At 66.2% G+C, this 21,826-nt stretch carries 24 protein-coding genes; 3 read left to right on the plus strand and 21 right to left on the minus strand.

The window, feature by feature from the left end; translation table 11 throughout:
• Positions 1 to 8: 8 nt before the first annotated feature.
• The 16 genes from AC5LXK_RS35530 to AC5LXK_RS35605 all read right to left on the minus strand — a co-directional run bounded on the left by AC5LXK_RS35530 (position 9) and on the right by AC5LXK_RS35605 (position 16,060).
• On the minus strand, positions 9 to 446 hold the full coding sequence (locus AC5LXK_RS35530; RefSeq protein WP_493394308.1) for a RidA family protein: 438 nt from the start codon (positions 444 to 446) through the stop codon (positions 9 to 11).
• Positions 447 to 529: 83 nt separating this feature from the next.
• Positions 530 to 1,852, minus strand: a complete 1,323-nt coding sequence (locus AC5LXK_RS35535; protein WP_493394309.1) for a flavin-containing monooxygenase — start codon at positions 1,850 to 1,852, stop codon at positions 530 to 532.
• 254 nt (positions 1,853 to 2,106) lie between these two features.
• The gene (locus AC5LXK_RS35540) at positions 2,107 to 3,255 is read right to left on the minus strand and encodes a ferritin-like domain-containing protein (RefSeq protein WP_493394310.1); all 1,149 of its coding nucleotides are present in this window, start codon (positions 3,253 to 3,255) and stop codon (positions 2,107 to 2,109) included.
• 23 nt (positions 3,256 to 3,278) lie between these two features.
• Complete coding sequence (locus AC5LXK_RS35545; RefSeq protein ID WP_493394311.1) at positions 3,279 to 4,208, minus strand: hypothetical protein; 930 nt, start codon at positions 4,206 to 4,208, stop codon at positions 3,279 to 3,281.
• Positions 4,209 to 4,260: 52 nt separating this feature from the next.
• Entirely contained in the window at positions 4,261 to 5,886 is a 1,626-nt protein-coding gene (locus AC5LXK_RS35550) for a metallophosphoesterase (RefSeq protein ID WP_493394312.1), read from the minus strand.
• Positions 5,886 to 6,689, minus strand: coding sequence for a hypothetical protein (locus AC5LXK_RS35555; RefSeq protein ID WP_493394313.1), 804 nt, complete (start codon positions 6,687 to 6,689; stop codon positions 5,886 to 5,888). The genes AC5LXK_RS35550 and AC5LXK_RS35555 overlap by 1 nt, the downstream gene beginning before the upstream one ends.
• Positions 6,686 to 7,468, minus strand: coding sequence for a hypothetical protein (locus AC5LXK_RS35560; protein WP_493394314.1), 783 nt, complete (start codon positions 7,466 to 7,468; stop codon positions 6,686 to 6,688). Before AC5LXK_RS35560 ends, AC5LXK_RS35555 begins: the two co-directional genes overlap by 4 nt.
• Entirely contained in the window at positions 7,465 to 10,404 is a 2,940-nt protein-coding gene (locus tag AC5LXK_RS35565; RefSeq protein ID WP_493394315.1) for a phosphorylase family protein, read from the minus strand. The genes AC5LXK_RS35560 and AC5LXK_RS35565 overlap by 4 nt, the downstream gene beginning before the upstream one ends.
• A 75-nt stretch (positions 10,405 to 10,479) precedes the next feature.
• Positions 10,480 to 11,535, minus strand: coding sequence for a deoxyribonuclease II family protein (locus tag AC5LXK_RS35570; protein WP_493394316.1), 1,056 nt, complete (start codon positions 11,533 to 11,535; stop codon positions 10,480 to 10,482).
• A gap of 292 nt (positions 11,536 to 11,827) precedes the next feature.
• On the minus strand, positions 11,828 to 12,151 hold the full coding sequence (locus AC5LXK_RS35575; RefSeq protein WP_493394317.1) for a hypothetical protein: 324 nt from the start codon (positions 12,149 to 12,151) through the stop codon (positions 11,828 to 11,830).
• Positions 12,152 to 12,184: 33 nt separating this feature from the next.
• A complete protein-coding gene (locus tag AC5LXK_RS35580; protein ID WP_493394318.1) occupies positions 12,185 to 12,469 on the minus strand; it encodes a hypothetical protein in 285 nt (94 codons plus the stop codon).
• A gap of 127 nt (positions 12,470 to 12,596) precedes the next feature.
• Positions 12,597 to 12,848 carry a hypothetical protein gene (locus AC5LXK_RS35585; protein ID WP_493394319.1) on the minus strand — a complete coding sequence of 84 codons (252 nt, stop codon included), beginning with the start codon at positions 12,846 to 12,848 and terminating at the stop codon, positions 12,597 to 12,599.
• 858 nt (positions 12,849 to 13,706) lie between these two features.
• Positions 13,707 to 14,162 carry a hypothetical protein gene (locus AC5LXK_RS35590; RefSeq protein ID WP_493394320.1) on the minus strand — a complete coding sequence of 152 codons (456 nt, stop codon included), beginning with the start codon at positions 14,160 to 14,162 and terminating at the stop codon, positions 13,707 to 13,709.
• A 285-nt stretch (positions 14,163 to 14,447) separates the two neighbouring features.
• On the minus strand, positions 14,448 to 15,047 hold the full coding sequence (locus AC5LXK_RS35595; RefSeq protein ID WP_493394321.1) for a hypothetical protein: 600 nt from the start codon (positions 15,045 to 15,047) through the stop codon (positions 14,448 to 14,450).
• 35 nt (positions 15,048 to 15,082) lie between these two features.
• Entirely contained in the window at positions 15,083 to 15,388 is a 306-nt protein-coding gene (locus AC5LXK_RS35600; RefSeq protein WP_493394322.1) for a RebB family R body protein, read from the minus strand.
• 114 nt (positions 15,389 to 15,502) lie between these two features.
• A complete protein-coding gene (locus tag AC5LXK_RS35605) occupies positions 15,503 to 16,060 on the minus strand; it encodes an RNA polymerase sigma factor (RefSeq protein ID WP_493394323.1) in 558 nt (185 codons plus the stop codon).
• A 239-nt stretch (positions 16,061 to 16,299) separates the two neighbouring features.
• Here AC5LXK_RS35605 and AC5LXK_RS35610 point away from each other — a divergent pair, with 239 nt between their 5' ends.
• Positions 16,300 to 17,142 carry a Crp/Fnr family transcriptional regulator gene (locus AC5LXK_RS35610; protein ID WP_493394324.1) on the plus strand — a complete coding sequence of 281 codons (843 nt, stop codon included), beginning with the start codon at positions 16,300 to 16,302 and terminating at the stop codon, positions 17,140 to 17,142.
• A gap of 73 nt (positions 17,143 to 17,215) precedes the next feature.
• Here the strand turns inward: AC5LXK_RS35610 and AC5LXK_RS35615 are convergent, their stop codons facing one another.
• The 4 genes from AC5LXK_RS35615 to AC5LXK_RS35630 form a co-directional block, all read right to left on the minus strand.
• Complete coding sequence (locus AC5LXK_RS35615; RefSeq protein WP_493394325.1) at positions 17,216 to 17,539, minus strand: RebB family R body protein; 324 nt, start codon at positions 17,537 to 17,539, stop codon at positions 17,216 to 17,218.
• 201 nt (positions 17,540 to 17,740) lie between these two features.
• Positions 17,741 to 18,127 (minus strand): RebB family R body protein, encoded by a 387-nt coding sequence (locus AC5LXK_RS35620; protein WP_493394326.1) that lies wholly within the window; start codon positions 18,125 to 18,127, stop codon positions 17,741 to 17,743.
• Positions 18,128 to 18,317: 190 nt separating this feature from the next.
• The gene (locus AC5LXK_RS35625; RefSeq protein WP_059242024.1) at positions 18,318 to 18,650 is read right to left on the minus strand and encodes a RebB family R body protein; all 333 of its coding nucleotides are present in this window, start codon (positions 18,648 to 18,650) and stop codon (positions 18,318 to 18,320) included.
• An 80-nt stretch (positions 18,651 to 18,730) separates the two neighbouring features.
• Positions 18,731 to 19,372 (minus strand): hypothetical protein, encoded by a 642-nt coding sequence (locus AC5LXK_RS35630; RefSeq protein WP_493394327.1) that lies wholly within the window; start codon positions 19,370 to 19,372, stop codon positions 18,731 to 18,733.
• Between the two features lie 585 nt (positions 19,373 to 19,957).
• On the opposite strand from AC5LXK_RS35630, the gene AC5LXK_RS35635 reads away from it, so the two are divergent.
• Positions 19,958 to 20,113 (plus strand): hypothetical protein, encoded by a 156-nt coding sequence (locus AC5LXK_RS35635; RefSeq protein ID WP_493394328.1) that lies wholly within the window; start codon positions 19,958 to 19,960, stop codon positions 20,111 to 20,113.
• A gap of 210 nt (positions 20,114 to 20,323) precedes the next feature.
• Positions 20,324 to 21,337, plus strand: a complete 1,014-nt coding sequence (trpS, locus tag AC5LXK_RS35640; RefSeq protein ID WP_493394329.1) for a tryptophan--tRNA ligase — start codon at positions 20,324 to 20,326, stop codon at positions 21,335 to 21,337.
• A 92-nt stretch (positions 21,338 to 21,429) separates the two neighbouring features.
• Here trpS and AC5LXK_RS35645 read toward each other — a convergent pair whose 3' ends face one another.
• Positions 21,430 to 21,801 (minus strand): winged helix-turn-helix transcriptional regulator, encoded by a 372-nt coding sequence (locus tag AC5LXK_RS35645; protein WP_493394330.1) that lies wholly within the window; start codon positions 21,799 to 21,801, stop codon positions 21,430 to 21,432.
• Positions 21,802 to 21,826 lie beyond the last annotated feature (25 nt).

The following is a 21,826-nucleotide window of genomic DNA, read 5'->3' on the forward strand; positions in this document are numbered from 1 at the left end:
GTCGCCTCCTATACGCGGTTCGGTTGCCAGTTGTCCGGGATCACCGCGATCACGTCGATCTCCATCAGCCACTGCGGCTGACCGAGCGCGGACACGACGAGCCCCGTCGAGATCGGAAACACGCCCTTCAGCCACTTGCCGACCTCCTGGTACACGGGCTCGCGATAGCGCGGGTCGGTCAGGTAGGTCGTCGTCTTCACGATATGCGTGATGTCGCTGCCGGCTTCCGCGAGCAGTTGCGTGACGTTCTTCATTGCCTGCTCGGCCTGCGCGCGCGGATCGCCGAGGCCGATCAGGTTGCCGTCGAAATCGGTGCCGACCTGGCCGCGTACGTAGACGGTGTTGCCGGCCCGCACGGCCTGGCACAGGTCGTTGTCGAGCGTCTGGTTCGGGTAGGTATCCTTCGTGTTGAACATGCGGATACGCGTATGGGTAGGCTGGCTCATCGAAATCCTTCGAGTGTCGGTGGGTTCGCCCGCTGCGCCGGAAGCCGTCGCGGCGCAGCGGGTCGTGTCTGTTCGTCAGCGGGTCAGTTCGTCGCTTCCGCGAGCGGGCGTGTATCGGCCGATACCTGCGGTGCGGCCGCGCGGTGCTGCGACGCATCGTGGTACGCGAGGTACTTGCGCTGCGTGACGATGTGATCGGCGATGTGCTTCGCGTCGTGCCACACGCCCCAGATGAAGCTGGAGCCGCGCCGCGACAGCCACGGCAGCCCGAGGAAATAGATGCCGGGCTCCTTCGACACGCCGCGCTGGTGTTGCGGCTTGCCGTTCGGCGCGAACGCGTCGACGTTCAGCCAGCCGTAGTCGACTGCATAGCCCGTCGCCCACACGATCGACGTGACGCCTGCGCCGGCGAGATCGAGCGCGAGGATCAGATGCGCGACGCACTCGGGGTTCGGCAGGATGCGCCGTGCTTCCGGTTCTTCCGGCAGGTCGAGGCCGTTGCGTGTCGCATAGGCGTCGGCCGCGTCGAGCAGCGACAGGTAGTTCTCGTCGCCACGGGCGAGATTGACCGCGAGATCGCGCTCGAACACGGCCACGCCGCCGTCGAACGACTTCGTCAGCCCGACGAGCGTCACGCCCTGGTTCGCGAGCGCACGGAAATCGACCGTGTGGCCGCCGCGCGCGCCGCTCACCGCGATCGTCACGTGTTCGCGGCCGGGCGTCGCGACTTCCTTGTCCCATTCGCCAAGCACGCCGAGCCACCAGCAGAAGTCGCGGCCGCGATACGCACGCGGCGGCCGATCGTGCGGCCCGACCGACAGGTAGACCTGCCGGCCCGCGCGCTGCAGCTCGTCGGCGATCTGCACGCCCGACGAGCCGGCGCCGACCACCAGCACCGCGCCTTCGGGAAGCTGGGCCGGATTGCGATAGTCGGCGGAGTGGAGCTGCACGAGGCGCGCGTCGTCCGGCGCGATCGGCGGAATCACCGGGCGCTGGAACGGCCCCGTCGCGACGACCACGCGGTTCGCCTCGATCGTGCCGTCGGAGGTTTCCACGACGAAGCCCGGCTTGCCCGCGTTGCGCACGACGTTCTTCACGTCGACGCCCGTGCGGATCGGCGCGTCGAACTTGCGCGCATACGCTTCGAAGTAGTCCGCCACCTGGTCTTTCGATGCGAACGCATCGGGATCGAGACCGTCGAATTCGAGCCCCGGGAAACGGTCGTGCCACGCCGGGCCGTTCGCGACCAGCGAATCCCAGCGCCCCGTGCGCCAGCGTTCGGCGATGCGGCTGCGCTCCAGCACGAGATGGGGCACGCCCAGCTTGCCCAGGTGCTCGCTCATGGCCACGCCGGCCTGCCCGGCGCCGACGACGAGCGTATCGATTGAGGTTGTTTCGACTGCCACGGCTGTCTCCTTCTGAAGTGCGGCTCGGCGCGACGCTCGTGCTGTCGCGTGAGTGGGAATGGAGACATTCTGCTGACAGGCCGCCGGGGGCGAAATGATGATTTTTGTTGGTGTTGATGAACAAAAAGCTGGGGCGGGCGGAGTGACTGGCGGCGCCGGCCGGCTACCCGGGCGGGCGCTCGCCCTCCCCGCTGCCCGGAGTGGCAAGCCCCGCCCGCTGGCGCCGCGCGAACGATCCGCGCCGTGCGTCGCGCCTACGCCGCCGGATTCACGTTACGGAAGCGCGGGCCGTAAAACACCGGCTTCGACAGGTCCGTATAGCTTCGCAGGTACGCGAACTCGTCCGGATACAGCGTATCCAGCCGCGCGAGCGCGGCCGGCGGCACCGGGTGGCGCAGGATGTTGAAGCACGACAGCACCCGCAGATCCACCATCCCGTGCACCGCCGCGCCGAGCGACTTCCACGAGCCGCCTGGAGGGCCGTTCCACACGACGTCGAGCGTCGCGAGAATCGTCGAGAACCCGGTATCGAATGCCTGGAGGTCGGTGCTCACCGCGGCCTGGTTCGGATCGAGCGCGAGCAGTGCCGCGTAGCCGTCGCGCGGCACCGCGAGCGTGTTGACGACCACCGGCGCGGCGATCGCGGTGCCGGAAAAGAATTGCGGCTCGGTCTGCCGGTCGAATGGCACCGGCGGCACCGGCACCTGATAGCACGCGCCGTAATACAGCTCGGCGAAGCGCGCGTAGTGCGACTTTTCTCCTTCGAACGCGCCGGGCGTCAGCACGTCGCCCTTGCCCGCCCCTTCGCCCTGCGCGAGGATCTCGTCGATGCCCGCATGGAACGCGTCGACGGGATCGGTATCGGGCGAGCACGTCACCGTCGTGAAGCCGATATCGTCGCCGACCTGGTTCGACGTGCCGCCCGCCTTCACGGCAGCCCGCACCGCGTCGGCGTTGCGGGTGATCGCCGCACGGATGCCCGCGTAGAACGCCGCGATCGTCGGATAGGTTTCGGCCCGCCCAAGCAGCTTCAGCAGGAATGCCGGCATCTCGATCCGCATGAAATTCTTCAGCTGCGGCTTCGAATACTGCGCGAGTCCGACCTTCAGGTCGGGCTCCGTGCCGCCCGGCAGGCCATGCACCGGATAGTCGATACGGATGCCGCGAAACTGCGGCGTACCGCCCAGCGCGGCGAGCAGGTTGGACACGATGGCCATGTGCACCATCTCTTCCATCACGACGCTGCGGATCGCGTTGTACGCCGAATAGTTCTGCACTTCGAGCGAGAACATCGCGGACAGATAGAGCGGCAAGGTCGCGTATTCGAGCTCGATGGCGCTCTGCAGCGCGGTCTTGATCCAGGCCAGATCGCGATCCGCCGGCGATACGGTGCTCGGGTTCATGGCGTTTCTCCTGTCGGTCGGCGTCAATGGAACAGCACGTAGGAGGTGTCGCCGAGTCGGTACGGCACGACCCGGGCCGCGCCCGACGGTGTCGTGGTCGAGCCCGCCGGCGTCCAGCCGAGGCAGTCGGCGTGGATCCGGTAGACGGCCGTCGTGCCGTCCTGCGCGATGTACGTGATCAGGTACGGCTCGCCATGCGCCCACGGCACGCAGGCCGCGCTGCTGATGCGCAGCGCGTCGGGCAGCTGGTTCTGCAGATAGCTGCCGACCTCGACGGTGCCGAGGGCGGGATTGTCCTGGATGTGGTCGATGTTGACGTTGAGCTTCGCCGTATTGATCTTGAAGAAAAAATTGGCGCCGCCGAGCTGGAAGAACGAGAACTGCGTCCAGCCTTTCGCCCACTGGTGATACCAGACGTTGAGCGCGAGCAGCGGCGGCACGCCGCCCGTCGACGCCGGCGTCACGGTCACACTGAAGTTGGCGACCTGCCCGGTGTTCACGTCGTAGCCGAGCAGGTACTGCTGGCCGAGCGACGTGTACGGCACGACGTCGGTGAAGTTGTGCGTGGGCGTGTTGCGCGGCAGTGCGAACGTATACGGCGGCGAGGTCGCGAGCCCGTCCCTGACCGTGAAGAAACCGAACGTGCCGGTATCCGCACGGTACGTGAGCAGGTAGTGAACGTTACCCAGCACGAAGGTATCGACACTGTCCCACGGCCCACCCGACAGGTCGAGCTTCGCGTCGACCGCGCTCACCCACGGCGCCTGCCCGGTCAACGCGTAGGCGTCCGTCTTCTGCGTGGCCTTGTCGTACGCGACCAGATGGGTCCGCTCGCCGGTCCGCAGCACCGTGAAGCTGCTGTAGCCGGCGGGCAGCTGCGCACCGCTCCATACCTGTTCCAGCGCCACCTGGTCCGATCCGTTGACCGGACTGATCGAATAGATGCTGCTCATATGCATGCGCTCCTCTGGCAATGAACGATCGAACGAGCGGCGCCGTGCCGGCTCAGGTGATCGATTCGACGTAAATCGGAATCGGCGCGGGATTCGCGCCGTCGACCTGGAAATAACCGAGCCGGGCCGGCTGCCCGGCCCCCCTCAGTTCGAGCAGCTGGAAGCCGCGGTTGTACCAGCCGTCCGTCAGGCCGAGCGTCAGGTCCGGCCGCTGCAGCGGAACCGGGAATTTCTGCGCGTAAGGCGCTTCGCTTTCCTGAACGGGGATCGCGCTGTGTCCCGCGCAGCGCCCCTTGGGCAGCGGCTTGAAGATCTGCGCGGCATCGCCGTCGCCCGTCGGCCAGTCGGCCGGCCGGTAGCCGTCCGCGAAAATGCCGAGATTGTGCTCGTGGCCCCAGATCCACGCGGCCACCCGGTCGCCGAACGTCGCGCCGAACTGCCGCCAGAGCGCGGTGTCCACCCACGCGCGGTTGAAGTCGGCCGGATCCGGCGCATCCGATCCCGCCAGCGGCCGCTGCGCGATACCGCAGACGTCGAGCGCCGAATACAGCTGGTGATGCGACAGCAGGATCGAGCGGCCGGGAAACTGCGCGAGCTTGTCGAGATGCCACGCGAGTTCGTCGGGGCGCACGAACACCTGGTCGACCGGCGCGGTCGGGTCGCGGCGCGGCAGGTCGGCGAGCGACGCGTGACGGAAATACGGGTTGACGTCGGCGGGCCAGTGCGCGCTCGCCGCCGCGCCGGCGGTGTCGACCGGGCCGATGTGCAGCCGCTCGAGCGTCGCCTGCTGCGCCGACGCCGCGACATTCATGTAGTGCCCGTGATAACCGGTGTCGAGCCCGAGAAACTGCCAGCCGTCGTCGGCGCTGCGCAGACAGAAATAGCTGGCGGCCTGCCGCTGCGACGGCTGGTCGATCAGCGCGCCGGAATCGAGCGCCTGCAGGTATGCGACTGCGCCGGTGAAATACTCGTGGTTGCCCGGCACCGTGAAGAACGGCACGCGCTGCTTTTCGCTGCGCATCACCGCGCGCACCAGGCCAACCAGCCGGTGCTCGGTCTCGAAGTGCGTGCCGGAGAAATAGACATCGCCGAGATGCAGGATCGCGTCGGGCTCGAACTTCAGTGCGGCGACCAGCACCGCGGCGGCCACGTCCGTCCCGGTGCCGATGTCGCCGACGATCGCGATCCGCGCGCGCGCCGGCAGCCGCCACTCGATCACGCCGTAGCCGAGGTCGCCGTTGCCGGGGCCGGGCGCCTGCCATGACCGGTACTGCGGCTCGCCCCCTTTGTGGAACGGGTACTGCCAGTAGTACTTGTAGTACTGCACATACATCTGCTGCCACAGCGGATTGCCGAATTTGTACGCCTGCGTCTGCCGTTCCAGGTCGCGCTCGATGTCGGCCGCGCCGGCAATGTGCGCATGCGCGCGCCGGTGGTGCAGGTACGACAGATAGGCTTGCACCGCTGCCTCGTCGTCGCTGTCCGCCGCCGGCGGGTCGAGCGGCAGGTTGTCGTGCATCGCGCGGCAATAGCGGTCGGTGGCGTCGACGAGCGGATGCCCGCAATCGATCGCGGCGGCGGGATCGTGCTCCGCGCCGAGCGCGTGCGCGAGCACCTCGGCCACGCACGACTTCCACAACGCGAGATGCGGTGCCTCGAAATGCTCGATCGGCTTCATCACGCCTCCGGCTCGCGCGGCGCGGCGCGCGATGCGCGGGGCCGCGCAAACTGCAGGTTGAGGCTGCTGTCCTGCGTCAGATCGAGGCCCGGCCAGTCGTCCCACAGCCCCGCCGGCAGCGCGAGCGGTCGCGGAGCCGCCTGCAGCACCGGCGTCGTCAGCGCGGCGAGCCCGTCGAGCGCGGCATCGAGCGGCACGTCCGCATCCGTGCCGTGCACCCATGCAACCGCGTAATCGTTGCCGCAGCACACCAGCGCGCCGTCGATGCCTGCCGGCGGTCGCGCGTGCAGCGCCGCCGCCCACGCATGCGCCGCCGCGAGGAAATCCGCGGCGTTCAGATCCGCGCGGCGCGCCCCCACCAGATGCCGGACGCTCCCGAGCATCCAGTCTGCCGGCCGGTCGAGCAGGAAGTACGGCTGCTCGGCCTGCAATGCACCGCTCGCGGCGCTCAACGCGACCGGCACCTCGGGCAGCTTGCTGCGCGCCATGTCGTACACGTCGCCGTGCAGGTTCTGGTAGATCCGCACCGCGATCGCCTTGGTCGCGCGATCGTGCGATTGCGGCGTGGCCCAGAACATCAGCGCGGTCTGGTCGGGCACGGCGGGCGGTTTGCCGGCTTGCGGCACCATCGTCGGCAGGTACGCGCGCAGGCCGACCGGCGGTTGCAGCAGCGCGCATGCGGGCACGAACACGCTCCCGAGAAATTGCGCGAACTGCGCGTAGCCGAGCGTGGGCGACCGGAACCCCCGCCACACATACACCGCGTCCGGCGCGACCGGAAAGGATTCCTCGGGCGAGTTCATCCGCGCGCCTCCCGCTCGAACTGAAGGTTGAAACTGCTGCCGGCGCGCACGTCCATGCCCGCCCATTCGTCCCACAACCCGATCGGCAGGAAGGTCGGCGCCGGTGCGAACGTCTCGTTCCAGCCGGTCAGCAACGGCTGCAGCAGCGGGATGCCGGAGGCCCCCTGCGCGGCCCCCACCGCCACCGGCCCCAGCTCCCAATACACGAGATAGTCGGTGCCGATGCACGCGATCGCCCCGTCGAGCGGCACGCGCTTGCCGATCTCGGCCAGCACGTTCGCGACCGACGCACGGAACGACGCGGGATCGACCGCAGCCGGGCGCGCCGCCACCACGTGCCGGACCGCGCCATGCATCCAGTCGGCCGGCTGGTCGAACAGAAAGACCGGCTGGTCGACCGTGAGCGTGCCGGCGAACCGCACCGGGAAATCGGCGCGGCTCTGGTTGTCCTGCGTCAGGTACACCCCGCCGTGCGTGAGCGTGTAGGTCCGCACCGCGAGCCGGGTGAAGCCGTTCCAGTAGGTCGACTGCGATTCCCAGAACAGGATCGCGGTCTCGTCGGGCGCCGTATCGGGCTTGCCCGGCAGCCCGGCCGGCACGGTCGGCGTGTACGAATACAGGCCCGCGTCGATCTGCATCTTCACGGTAGCCGGCACGAACACCGTGCCGAGCTTGTTCATGAACTGGTCGAGTGCCAGCGACGGCAGCCGGAAGCCGCGCCAGACCCGCACCGCGTCGGGTGGGACGAGCCGGCGGGCGGCAAGATCCTGTTCGCTCATTGCGGTTCTCCCGATGCGGAAACAGTGGCGGGCCCGTCCGGGCGCAGCGCGGCGACGGCGAATGGCACCGCCGGCTTGCCGGTCCTGACGACCGAGTCGGCGACCTTCGCGAGCCAGCCGGCCGGCGGCGGCGTCTCGCTCGTCTTGCCGTAGCGGCATTCGTTCGGGAACTGCCAGTGCCGGTTGACGCAGAACTGACACGAGCCTTGCGTGCGGCCGAGATAGCCGCCGGTCGCGGTGTCCTGCCACGCTAGCTGGCCGTGCGCGTACATATCCTCCAGCACCGAAGCCATCAACGCATGCGGTTCGACGTAGTACGGCTCGAGCGTGCGACTGGCCTCCGGATACTGATGTGCGAGCCAGGCCCGCGCCGCGGCCGCCGCATCGGCGTTGGACGGCAACTGGATCGCAGTGTAGTCGCCGGGGTAACGCGAATCGGGCGGAACGACCGTGAAGCCGTTGGCCGGCACCAGCGCCGCGACGCAGGCCGGCTGCGCCTGCGCGAACGACGCCCAGGCGTCCGGGCTCAGCCGGTACTGCGCGAGGAAATTGCTGTTGTACGAGAAATGCGGTGTGATGACGAGGCGCGTGCGGCTCTGGTAACGCTGGCCATCGATCGTCACGTCGAGATCGATATAGGCCGGATGCGCAGGATCAGTCGTTTCACGCAGCAGCGTGTAATCCTTGTCGGCCGGATGCGTCGAGATCGGCGGATCGCGCTTCACATGCGCGCCGAACGCCGAGTAGAACATGTTCCAGCTCGACTGGCTGACCACATAGAGCACCGCAGGCCGCGTCTGCACCATCTGCTTGATCGCCCACGCATTGCGGCTCACGCAGTTGTCGACGATGGTCGCGATGCTCGCCGCGCTGCCGCCGAGAAAGCCGGCGTTCCAGTGTGGCGACGCGCACGCGACCATGTCCAGCTGGCACACGTCCTCGCCCACGCGCAGCGACGCGGTCGGATGCCCCTTCCGCAGCACGCCCTCGAACTGATCGAGCACCGGGACGAACTGCATGTAATAGCCCTGGGGCTGCTGCAGCACTTCGACCTGGATGCCTTCGGGCACCGACACCTGCGCGACGAGCACATCACCTTTCTCGAAGCGGTTGCGCGGCGGATACGGATCGAACAGCAGCACGTACGGAAACTCGCCCTGCTTGCCCGGCACGGCGACCACCGTATCGGTCGCGTCGCCGTCGTAGCGCACCGTGATGGTCCAGGCCGCGCTCGAATTGGCGCGGGTCGCCGCCGTCACCACCCCGCCGCGCGGCGCGACGACCTGCCCTTCCGGCAACATGAAGCGCCGCACGAAATCGAGATCCAGCTTTTCCTGGTAGACGCTTCGGTAGCGGTAGTACCACGCATACTTCGCCCACGCATTGGTGTCGTCGTCGGACGAGAAATCCGGATAGCACCATGCCGCCCCCGTCTGGCCCGGCAGGAACGCGGTCAGGTTCGGATTGATGCCGATCGTCATGATCGGCGCCTTGCGGCATCCGTCGATCACCTCGCCGTTCGGAAACGCGGGCGGCCGCGTGCGCCCCAGCACCCACGGCGACGCACCGTTGTAGCCGGCGCTCGCCGCGTACGGCACGTTGACGTCGAAGTCGAACGCCGTATACGGGCCGTAGGTGCGTTGCTTCAGATCCTCGGGCCAGAAGAACGAGCAGGTGCCGCACGCCCGCACCTGGAACGCCAGCTGGACTTCGAGCGGATCCTGCGCATCGTGCGGGACATGGCCGCGGCTCGGGTTGTAGACCGCCGAGCCTTCGCCCGCGATCGTCGCCCACGTGGCCAGCGCCCCGTTGTAACTGGTCAGCATGCCGAACGTGGTATAGATCAGCCCAGACCAGTCGGCGCGGGTCGCATCGGCGATCGTCTTGCCCTGCCGGGTGTGTTTCGGCACGACCGGATCCGAGATGTTGCGGACGCATGCAAAGCGCACGCCGAGCCGGTTCGCTTCCTGCGCGATGATGGCGTCGTCCATTTCCAGGCACGAGTACGCGTCCGCGCGCCGGCCCTCCGCGATGTAGTAGAAGTCCGTCGTAAGCAGCGGCGTGTCCTTGAGCGGCAGGACCGCCGGCTTATTCAGGCACGCCGGTCGCAACGCGTCGTTGAGCAGATCGTCGAGCGTCAGTTCGCTCAGGCCCGGATCGTTCGGATGCTGTGCCTTCAACTGGTCGAACAGGCTCTGCAGCGACTGCTCCGTCACGACCTGGTCCATCCGGAACAGCAATTCGCGCTCCACGTCGCCGAGCAGTGCCGTCGACGGGTACCAGGTCGGGCAGCGCGCCATGTTGCCGCCGTCGGGGCTCGCCGTGTTCTGCGGCCGTTGCAACTCGAGCAGCGTCGCGTTGGCGACGACCGTATCGCCGAGCCGCTGATCGGTGCGCGCGCCGCCGGCCGTGCCGATCGTGTAGATCCGGTCCGGCTGCGCATCCTCGACGATGCAGCGGATCATCGCCGCGAGGCCATCCAGCCACGGCGCATGCGCCAGATGCGCATTCGACTTGAACAGCAGCACGTTCCAGGGACGCCCCGACCGGTCGACAATCCGCACCATCTGGAACTGCCCCCACAGCGTGCCCGACTGCGTGTCGGCGGAATAGCCGGACGCCCCGCGACTGTACGGCAGCCAGCCATCGCGCCAGCCGTATTGCGACGGATCGCCGACGGTGTCGCTGTTTACGAACACGTGATCGAGCGCGAACCATTCGGCGCTCGTCCACGTCAGGATCACGATGTCGGCGCGCGGCAGCGGATCGTACGGTGTGCGAGCGCCCGATGCGATGCGCACCGGCGCCGACTGGCCGATCTTCTGCCAGTCGACGGGCGGCAGCTTCGGACTCGCGCGCGACACGAATTCCGGCGCGATGTCGGTGAGGCGGGTCAGGGTCGAAGCGAGTGTGTCCGGCAAGATATTCGCATTCATGGCGAGACTCCGGGAAGAAAGGGGACAGCAGGTTTTTTTAAGTTGAACCATCAGCGGTGATGGTGCGCACGGGCGTCACGACGCCGGCGCGGTGTGCGTCGCCTGGATCATCGCGAGCGCCTGTGCGCTGGTCTTGCCGGGCGGCGGAATGATCAGGTCCGTCTGCGACAGCGCTTTCCACAGCACCGGATCCTGGAGCGCGATCGTGCCGCCGCCGCGCTTCTCCTGCGACACCATCCGGTTGATGTCGCCGACGCACACCCAGTTGTCGGTCGTCGTGATGCCCCACTTCGCGTGGTCCTGGGTTTCCGGCCAGGCCCACGGCGCGCCGAGCTTGCGCAGGTCGATGTACTTGATGTCGAAGGTCTTGTGTACGCCGTCGCTGTCGAGGATCGGCGGGATCTTGCCGCGGATCCAGGTCTCGACGTCCATGTCGGCGCCGAGCGTGGGGCCGACGAGATCGTTCCAGAAATCCTTGCCCCACTTGCGGTTCTTCGCGATCACCTTGAACGGCGCACCGCCGCGCGTGCTCAGCGGCACCACGCTGGAATCGCCGGGCGTCGTCACGCTGAGCGGCTTGGTCAGCAGGACCAGCGGATGATTGGCCGGCAGGTTCGCGGTGCGCGGCAGGTACACCTGCGGCTGCTGGTTCAGCGCCATCTGCGCGGCCAGCTTGCCGGCCGTGTCGAGATCGAGGCTCAGGCACATGAACGTCTGCCCGTACAACGGCGTCGGCACGCCGGGTTCGGCCGGGCTCGCATACTTCGGCCACGAATGCAGCAGCCAGAAGGCGGAATCAGAAGCCGTGTCGAACGCGATGATGCCCTTCGTATGGCCGAGCGTATCGTTGTTGCTGCGATCGGCGTCAGCCGGCATCTCGTCGTTGTAGAGCACCCAGCCGAACGTCCCGGCCGGATTGCCGAACACCGCATCGAGCGTGTTGAACAGTGCGCCCTGCTTGTCGTTCATCAGGTTCGGTGATTGGGTGAACTTGCCCACCGTGCGGTCGTAATACGCGTATTCGTAGCCGGTGGCGCCCGAGCTGTTCGGGCCGCCGACGAGTTTCGGTACCTTGTACGCAAACCATGCATCGACCGGTTGATTCTGTTCGTCGCGCGCTGAAATGCTCATGGTGTTCCCCGTTGCTTCAAGATGCCGTCCGTGCGGCAATCGGCGTCCGGTACGACGGCGCGCCGTTCCTTTCAAGTCCACGCTCGTTGCCCCGAGCCGGCGCGAACGCCCTGCCGTGCGTCGCGCAACGCCCGATGCGGCCATCCGCGGGCAAGCAGTTGCCCCGCGCACGCCGGCCCATGCCGTTGCGCTCCATTCGCTCGTCGCCGGATGCGGGGTCCTTCTTGCTGAAGTTGACTCACGCCACGATCATGTTTCGTCGAATACGGCCTCCGGTTTATTTTTTGTCATCCTAAGTAATATGGCTGTTCCTGTTGTGTAAGCAGTCTTTCAACGACACCTCTCCGAGTACGGCGCGATCGCTCAGTGCGTAGAGCGCCAGCATGCTGACCAGCATCGCAACCGCCACGCCGCTCGCGTCCCAGCACAGCCCGATACCGAACGCCAATGCCTTGATCGCGGTCATACCGAGTGCCATGACGAGCAACATCGCCGTACATTCAAGCGCGACCCGAACCGGAGCCGGAACCAGCATGCGTACCGTGCCGCGTCGATGCCCGCCCTTGCGGTCGGTATCGCGCCGGATCAACAGCGCCGGCATGGTCAGCATCGACATCGGAAAACATTGAAGACGGAACACGAGCGTATTTCACATGGCACCGGCATCGAGCGCTCCTTCGCAGATGTCGGGGATCGCCTCGGGCCGGGCGCGCAGCGCATCGAGCGTCGATCCCGCGCAGATCGCGGCCGTGCACCAGCGCATCGACCGCTGCGCACACCTGCCGGGTGACCCGCTTCCCGTCGCGTCGCCGGCGATGCCGCAGGCCGCCGCGCCGATGCCGTTCCATATCCCGCTGGAAGGGGCGCCGGGCAGCCTGATCGGCAAGTCGCAGGTCAGGAAACCGAGGAACGCGAACGCCAGCCCGCCGCGCACGCGTTCGGACCTCGAAGGCATGGCGATGCGCAGGCCCGATCCCGGCACCTGCGCGGATCGCGTCCGTCACCGTTGCCGGACGCCTGGCCGGGTCGGCCGGCGATGCAGTCGGAGCTGTCATGGCCGTTCAGGCAGGATCTCGCATGGCCGCATACCACGAGCACACCACCCCGGCCGGCGAGACGCCGCTGTCGCCGCGGAACGGTTCGCCGTGCAAGCCGCCGATCTTGAAGAACGAGTTCGGATCGTCGGGCGGCAATTCCTTGATGCCTTTCCACGCGCGCATCACGTCTTCCAGCGGCTTTTTGTTGCCTTTGCGATATTCGGCTTGCAGCGATTCGATCGACGGACGAACTCTGACTCCAGGTCCGTTATTCATGATGTGCCCGGTCTCCTTCGTGGGTGGCGTTACGATTTGGCCGCCAGGTCTTGAACGTAAGCAGGTAATTAATAAAGAAATCCAAGCTCGCTTTCAATTGAATTGGATTGATTAAAATATCGCGCGGCATTTTGAAAGTATTAATCGGCGGGCCATGGGCAGGCCCGCGTGGTCACCTGATCGCCTCCATGGGTGGCGTGGACACGCGCAACAGGCACAACGCGCCTGCTGAAAGGGGGCTGCGCCTTCAGATCGTAGGGATGCCGTGGTGAATCGATGCCGATTCGGCAGGCACGAATGCCTGGCAAAGTAGCCGAGATACCCCGATAGCGTTTTATCCTGATTTGGTATGAGTAAATAAAGCAGATGGAATTGTTTTTATCAAGAACAAGGCGAGCGGAATTATCAAAAAAAATCCGCGCAATGAAGTGGATTCCGGCCCGTTTAATTTTGAGAAATAATCTCGATCATCTACGACGAGATCGTAAAGAACCGACACCGGATAATCACTGGTACGTAACGACGTTTATTGATGCAATCGGCCGACGGGATCCTTACGATCGTCCGCTGTCGCTCGGCTGTTGCAATCGATTCCGGCCGGGAAAGCGTCGTGAGTCGAACTGCGTGACGGTGCGGGTGCCGTGAACGTGCGTCTCCGGCGAGCTCGGTTCGCGTCGCGGGAGCGGATGAAAACGCGCGGGCGACACGGAAGGCGGGATCGCGACATGGGGTCGACGGGATCCCGGGCAAGCAGCATCCCGGCCATTCGACTGCGGCCTGACGCCCCATCCCCGACCATTCCTGCCCGTGCCGTTCGAACCGGCGCCCGCGCGCGCAGCGGGCACCGGTTTCAACGGATCATGCCGACTTCACGTTGGTCCATGCGTCGGTGCCCTTCTGATACTGCATCACGCCCCCGTGAATTCGCACCCGCAGGTTGCCATCCGGCACCTGCACCCAGTCCATCATGTCGAGGCTCATCATCAGCCCGGCGAAGAAATCCTGCAGCTCTTGCGACTGGCTGCCCTGCCAGAGGTCGATGCGCCCGAGGCATGCTCGCATGTCACCGCTCTGCTGCATGATCGTCTCGACCTGTCCGGCGACATTCGCCGTCGAATCGTAGACCTTCGTACCGTCGGCGCTGACGATCGACAGATGGATCGCTCGCACCATCGTCGGCTGGCCCGGCGTCTGCTCGACGAGCGCGATGCAGCTCGTCATCGGGCCGAAATCGATTTCCGTCGCATCGCCCCAGGTGCGCTCGCCAACCACCAGCGGCGCGGGACCTTGTACGTCGTGAATGATGTAGGACATGGGTTTCTCACTTGATTGGACAGGACTGCCGGTAGCGGGCCGCGACGTGTTCGAGAGAATGAACGTGCGCCGGTCCCGCCGCTCACATCCCGCATCGGGCCTGACGGCCCGGCGGGTCGTGTCGATTGATGCTTTGTCGCTGTACGCCCGGAAGGCCATCGCACGGCGTTCACGCGGCATGATTGCCCGCGACGTTCGTCCTCGCTGCAATCCTCCCGTCGCGAGGACGATGGCGCGCGCATCGATTCAATGCGGATCGCTTCGCGTCGCGCCGCCGGCGCCGCGCTACGCGCCCTTCTTGTCCAGCAGCGCCTGATACTTCTGCAGGCTGTCGTCGATCCTGTCGAGTGCGACACTCGCGGCCTCCCCTTCGATCGCTTCCGCGGCACCCGCGACGATCGCCGCGGTCGCGACGAACAGGTCCGTCAACAGCAGGCCCACCGCATCCATCGCCATGCCGGTCACGTTCTCGTCGACGGTCTTCTGCGCCAGATCCTTCATCAGCACGCTCTTCCCCGCGATCGCCAGCGACGTCGTCGCCTCGAAGTAGTTGGCCGCCGCCTGCGCGACCATGCCGCCCGCCTGCGTGATCATCATGTTCGGGCCGACGGCGATCTGCGTCGTCGCGTACGAGGCCGCCTCCGCGTTGATCGCCTGCACGGTCTGCAGCGCCGGGTCCCCGGGCCCGGTCGCGATCTGGTTCGGCGCCTTCAGCGCATCGGTGAACCTGCGCAGCCGGTTGATCGGCCACGCGCGCGCGCCGCGCGGCGACGCCATGCTGTGCGGCACGACATCTTCCGGCGTCGCTGCTTCGTCTGCGGCGCCTGCGACATCGTCCGGCGCCTGCGTCGTGCCGTCACCGCGTCCGCCCAAAAGTCCTTTCATGTTCATGATTCAGGTATCCCGAGAGTCATCGCGTCCTAATGCGTGGAACCCGTTTGCGGCCCGGCCGCTGGAACATGCGGCGTGCCGCCCGACGCGCCGCCCGATGCCCCCTTCGGCGAGGCCTCGACGGACAGGATCATCGCCACCGCCTTCGACACGACGGCGTTCGAAATCTGGTTCAGCGCTGCCTGCTGCTGCGTCATGTTCTGCGCCGAGATGCCCACGGCCTGGCTGAACATCTGGTAAAGCGTGCCCAGCGCCTGGGCCGGCGATCCCGCGACGACGCTGACGTTGGTCTGCGTCAGCGCGTCGGTAATCTGCTCATTGACTTTGTCTGCCACGAGGCCTCCTCGGATCTCGGCTCCGGCATGCGATTGAAGAAACGGGCGGGCCGGCAGGCCATCGACGCCGCGCATGCCGTTAGGAACGCTGCATGCGTACGTTCGTGAACGCGCTCACGCGAGTTCCTCGCGCAACTTCTTGCGCAGCAGTTCGACGCGCTTTCGGGCAAGCGGCTCGTTGATCCCGAGCGTCGCCGCGATGTGCAGATAGGGCCGGTCCTCCTCGAACTTCAGCGTGAACAGCATCTGCTGCTGGGCGGGGAGCGTGGACAGCGCCTGCTCGAGACGCAGCAACTGCTGCCGGAGCAGCAGCTGCTGCTCCACCGACGGCGCATGGCCGGCCAGCTCGACGGTGTGATCGTCGTCCCAGCCCGGGTCGAATTCGAGCATGCCGCTTTCGCGGATACGGCGGCGCGCGCCATCGAGGAACGCGTGATTCAGCGCCAGAAAGAGAAAGCCGGACAGGTTCCGGACGCGCTCGGGCGAGCGCAGCAGGTATATGTGGACCTTGAGCGCGGTATCGGAGAGCAGTTCGTCGGCACGGTGGATATCGCCCTTGCACAACAGGCGCGCGCGGCGCCGCAACTTCCCCTGCATTTCCCGCCACGTGCGATCGAGCTGCTGCGCCGGAGACTCGGGCGTCGGGGCAGCGTGCTGGTTCGAGGTTGTCATCCCGTGCCTTCCTTTTTTATGGAAAACACAGAATCGATTCGATGCCGAGAACGACGCTGTTACCCGCGTAACACCGTTATAACGATAATCGGTTTCGGTAAATTTTCTTGATTATTATGAACGGAAATTTAAATCTCCCGGCATAGCCCGACCCATCGTTTCACGCGCGTTGCCGGGCCTGAATAACGGCATTGCGATGAAAAACAACGACTGCCGCCACGACGCATCCGTGCGCCGGCATGCTGCTGTCCGTGTCGATCGGCCAGGCACGCGCGCTACCAGAATGCCGCCCTGTCCGGACAGCGCGCCGATTATCCCGATATTTTCATTATTCAATTTTCACGCCATGCCAAAGGCAGCGTTTTTCGCTAGGTGGCTGCATCGTCAAACAACCTCGCGCGGAAAACATGCCTGCCCTTGCTAACGCTCCAACGCTGCGCAATATACCGATACTGACCGATCTCCCGGAAAGCCTGCTCGCGCACATCGAGCGCCATGTCACACCCTGGCCCGAACACGGTAATCGCCTGCTGTTCTTCAAGGGGGATCCGGGCGATTTCGTTGCGTTCGTGCACCGTGGCAGCGTCTACAAGACGCTGCACGAACCCGGCGGGCGCGAGATCATTCTCGGCCACTCGATGCCGGGCGAACTCATCGGCGAAAACACGCTGATTCGCGCACACCGACGCAATTTCACCGCGCAGTTAAGCCCCGATTGCCGCATTTCGCTGCTGTATCGCCAGTACTTCGCCCCGTTGCTGGCCAATGCGGAATTCATGGGGCGCATCCACGAGCAGCTGTGCCGGCACCTCCAGCAGCTGAGCGACTTCGTCGAATCGGCGTGCCTGTACCGGCTCGACGCCAGGCTCGCGCGCCATCTGCTGAACCGCATGCAAGGAAACGATCTCGAGGTGCCGCTGCCGGAGAACCAGAGCATCCTTGCCGCGATGCTCAATGTCAGCCGGCCGCGACTGAACAGCAGCCTGCAGAAGATGCAGCGCGACGGCCTGATCCGGCTGCACGAGCACGGTGTGACGATCAAGAAGCCGGAGCAGCTCCGCTACATCGTCGACGCCAATTGACGCGCCGGCAAACACGGCGTCGTGCCGCGGCGCGGGGAGATTGCGCGCGCCGGGTGGCGGCGCGCGTCGACGGTCAGCCGCGCCAGTGGCCGATGGCGTTCATCAACTGTGCGACGGCGGCCAGCTGGGCCGTAAAGCTGTCGTTCGACGCCCGCGCCGCGCTGGCCTGCGCCACCGGCGAACCGGCATAGAGCTGCATGATGCCGACGGTCGTGGCGGCGAGGTTGGACGCCGCCTGGTTCGCCTGCATCTGCACCGCGTTGTGAAGCAGGATCGCGGACGCGTGGCTGTTCGACTGCATGAGCGTGCCCAAGGCCACGGCGGGCGCTTCGCCCACCACCTTGACGTTGGCTTGCGTGACTGCATCGGTGATCGCGGGGGAGACCTGTTCCGGCATGTCTTTGCTCCTGGTTGGCTCGCCGCCGCGGCGCAGTCACGGCGAAAGCATGAGTGAGTGGATCGGTCGACGAGGCGGGCTGCACGGCGTCGTCGATGTACCGCGAGGCGCCCGCCGTCGCGCGCGTCGACACGACGTCAAGCGCCGGGCGGCGGCCACCGCGATCGGGGCCGCCGCCCGGCGTCGACGCCGCGTTACGCGTCAGGCAGCGAGCGCCTTGCTGAGCGCGAGCACATCGGCCAGCACGGACAGCACGCCGTTCGAGCCGATTTCCGTGGCGGCCGCGCCGGCGCTCGCCGGTCCGAGCGTGTACAGCTGCATCGTGCCGACGTTCGTCGAGGTCGGCAGCTGCACCGCCGACTGCGACTGCTGCTGCACGGCGTTCTCGAACAGCACGCTGAGCGAATGGCTCTGGGCCTGGTACAGCGAGCCCGTTGCCATCGCGGGCGCTTCGCCGACCACCTTGACGTTGGTCTGCGTGACCGCGTCGGTGATCGCGGCGTTGACCGCGCAGGTCTTGCAATTGCAGGGATCTTTCGGGTCTGCCGGATCTTTCGGGTCAGTCGGATCTTTCGTGTCGCCAGCCATCGTATTTCTCCTGGTTCACGAACGGGCGCCGCATCGAATCGGCCCTGCCCGTTCTGTCGGTTGCTCCGGAACACCGCGCGGCACCACTGTTCAGGCACCGGCGGTCATGCTGCGGATCCGCGGCACGGCGGCGGCATTGGCGGCGCGTGCCGCTTGCGCCGCCGCTCAACCACGGCGTTGCGATCCCGCGTTACGGCCGCACTGCCTTCCCGATCGCGATCACGTCGGCCAGAATGGAAATGATCCCGTTCGCGCCGATTTCCGTGGCGGCCGCGCCCGCGCTTTCCGGCCCGATCGTGTAGAGCTGCATCGTCCCCACGTTCGTCGACGTTTGCGACTGGATCGCGGCCTGCGACTGCTGCTGCACCGCGTTCTCGAACAGGATGCTGAGCGAATGGCTCTGGGCCTGGTACAGCGAGCCCATCGCCATTGCCGGCGCTTCCGCGACCACCTTGACGTTGACCTGTGTGACCGCATCGGTAATCGCGGGATTGACCTGGCACACTTGACACGTATCAGCCATTTGTTGCTCCTTGGTTCACGTAGTTGAGAGGTCGCACATCGGGGCCGGCCGGTTTCGCGTTCGGCCGCATGACCCGCGTGCTACTCCATGGACGCTGCACCGGGCGTATCGTGAACGGCGGCGGTGGCGGCCGCGGTCGATTCGGCCGATTCGGCCGGACCGGCGCCGAGGCCATGCAACCGTTCCTCCATCGCGTCGAGCCTGATCGCGAGCCGTTCGGCGAGCGAATCGACGTATTGCCGGAAGCATGCTTCGATTTCCTGACGGATGAGGCCCGTCAGCTGTTCGCCGATCATCGCCAGCGCCTCGCGGGTGCTGTCCTGGATCTCGGGCGCGCCGGATGCCTGCGCATCGCCCTGCGGCTCGTGTGCGTCGAGTACGCCCGACACTTTCCGCTGTTCCGACGCCAGCATGCCGAGGGTCGTCTCGTTCTGCGTGTCGATCGTCTGCAGGATGCCGCGCATCTTCTCGTACGCCTTCTGCTGGTTGAGCTGCATGAAATGCTTGACCTGCTCGCGTGCCTCCCGCCGGGTTTTCAGCTGCGGCAACGGCGCATTCGCGGCGCTCGCCTGCGGGGCCGGGCCGGCGGCAGCGGCCGGCTGGTTCCCCTGCCGGCTCGGCAGCCGCTCCAGAAGTGCCTGTTCCTCGCCCGGCGCGAGGGGCCGGCCCAGCCGCTTCTCCGCGAACTGCCGCAGCAGCGGGTCGAGTGCTTCTTGGCTCATGGCTCAGCCCTCCTCGATATCGGCTCGCGGCGCCAGTGTGTGCGGTTCGGGTTCGGACGGACGCAGGACCACGGCGCCCTGGTCGACGTGCGGCAATGGATATCGCATGGTGTTCTCCGGGAATGGGATGCGTGACGGCCGTGCCGGAAATTTCGGCAGGACCGCTGCAAGGACGCACCGTGCGACGTGGCCGTGAAGTCAGTCGTCGTCGCGCGCAGGCGGCGTGGGTCGTGGGTCCGATTTCGCCGACGCTCGGGCCGCGCGTGAAAACGCTCGTCGGCCGGACTACGCGCTGTTCGGGGGGAAGAGCAGCGTGCCTGCGGCCACGACCATTCCCGACAATTCTTGACTGTGTCCAGGCCACCGAACTGATAGGATGCCGGTCGCCTCGACACGAACGCCCGGCACCGGACATTCAACCGTCCCCTTTTTCAAGGCCTCGCGACTGCTAAACTTTCGTCCGCGCCCGGACAACCCCGCGCACCGAATCACCCCGCAGCCCCCGTCAAGCCCGTCACACCTCGGCGTCGCCAAGACCGACCCGTTGCAGCAACCGTTGGAGTGGCGCACCCCGCGCCTGCAAGCATGAAGAAACCTGAGCAGCCTATCCCCCACTCGCGCGACAAAGACCGAACGCCTTTGGTCCGCGCCGGCGCGTTGCTGCTGATGGCCGGCCTGCTTTACCTGCTGTGGCCGTCCGCCGAAACCGCCTACCTCGCGATGGAGTCGGTGATCCGCTGACGCACACGGCCGGCCGCGCACTTGCGCTATACTGGCGCGATGGAAATCCAACCTGCCTCGCCGATCGTGCATTGCTGGTGGCGCGCCTGACCCAGGCGGCCCGTTTCCTTTTGCATGTCCCAAACGTGATGCCGCCAGCCATGGCGGCATTTGCGTTTCTGCACTGACCTCATGGCTGGCGGCTTCGATAACCCGGAACCCATGTCCACCATGACCCACCCGACCCGCCCGATCATCCTCACCGGCGACCGCACGACCGGCCCGCTGCATCTCGGCCACTACATCGGCTCGCTGCGCGCACGCGTGCAGATGCAGCACGAAGCGAAGCAATTCCTGCTGCTCGCCGATACGCAGGCGCTGACCGACAACATGGGTCGCCGTCAGCGCGTCACCGAAAACGTGATCGAGGTCGCGCTCGACTATCTCGCGGTCGGCATCGACCCGGCGATCTCGACCATCGTCGTGCAGTCGCAGGTGCCCGAGCTTGCCGAGCTGTCGCAATACCTGCTCAACCTCGTCACGGTCGCGCGCCTCGAACGCAATCCGACCATCAAGGAAGAGATCCGCCTGCGCGGGTTCGAACGCGACATCCCCGCCGGCTTCCTGACCTACCCGGTGAGCCAGGCAGCCGACATCACCGCGTTCAAGGCGACGCACGTGCCCGTCGGCGACGATCAGCTCCCGATGATCGAACAGACCAACGAACTCGTGCGCCGCTTCAACGCGACCGTCGATCGAAGCGTGCTGGTGGAATGCGAGGCCGTGCTGTCGTCGGTCACGCGGCTGCCGGGGATCGACGGCAAGGCGAAGATGAGCAAGTCGCTCGGCAATGCGATCACGCTCGGCTCGACGCCGGACGAGATCACGCAGGCCGTGAAGGACATGTACACCGATCCGAACCACCTGCGCGTGAGCGACCCCGGACAGGTCGAGGGCAATGTCGTGTTCACGTTCCTCGATGCATTCGAGCCGGACGTGGCGAAGGTCGACGAGTTGAAGGCGCACTATCGCCGCGGCGGGCTCGGCGACAGCGTCGTCAAGCGCGTGCTGAACGAGCGGCTGCAGGCGCTGATCGAGCCGATCCGCACGCGCCGTCGCGAGTTCGAAGCCGACAAGGCCGAGGTGATGGCGATCCTGAAGCGCGGCACGCTGCACGCGCGGGAAGTGGCCGGTGCGACGATCGCCGAGGTGAAGGGTGCGATGGGGCTCACGTATTTCGATTGAGCGGCACCGTCATGGCCGCTCGCGCTCCGGCGGAGCGGCATGACACACGGCGTCGATCCGGTTGCCGGCCGGGTCGATCAAAGCAACGATCGTCACGCGCCTTCGCGCTCGTCATAGGCTTGCCGCGCCTGTTCGATCTCGTCCAGATGGTTGATCGACCAATCGTAGACGGCACCGAATGGCACCTGCAGCGTGCGCCCCAATCCGGTAATCGAATATTCGACCGCAACCGGCGAAGCGTTGATCACTTCGCGCGCAATCAGGCCATTACGTTCGAGACGCCGCAACGCCTGCGTGAGCGCCTTGTGCGTGACACCCTCCAGACGCCGCTTGATCTCGTTGAAGCGCGTGGGCTTCTCCGACAGCAGCGTGAGAATCATCACCGACCACTTATTGGCCACCTGATCGAAAAACGATCGCGCGGCGCAGTCCGCAAAGAATACTGCGTCAACTTCACAGGCCATCCCGGTATCCTCCAGTATATCTACG

It is taken from the genome of Burkholderia pulmonis (assembly GCF_984667975.1).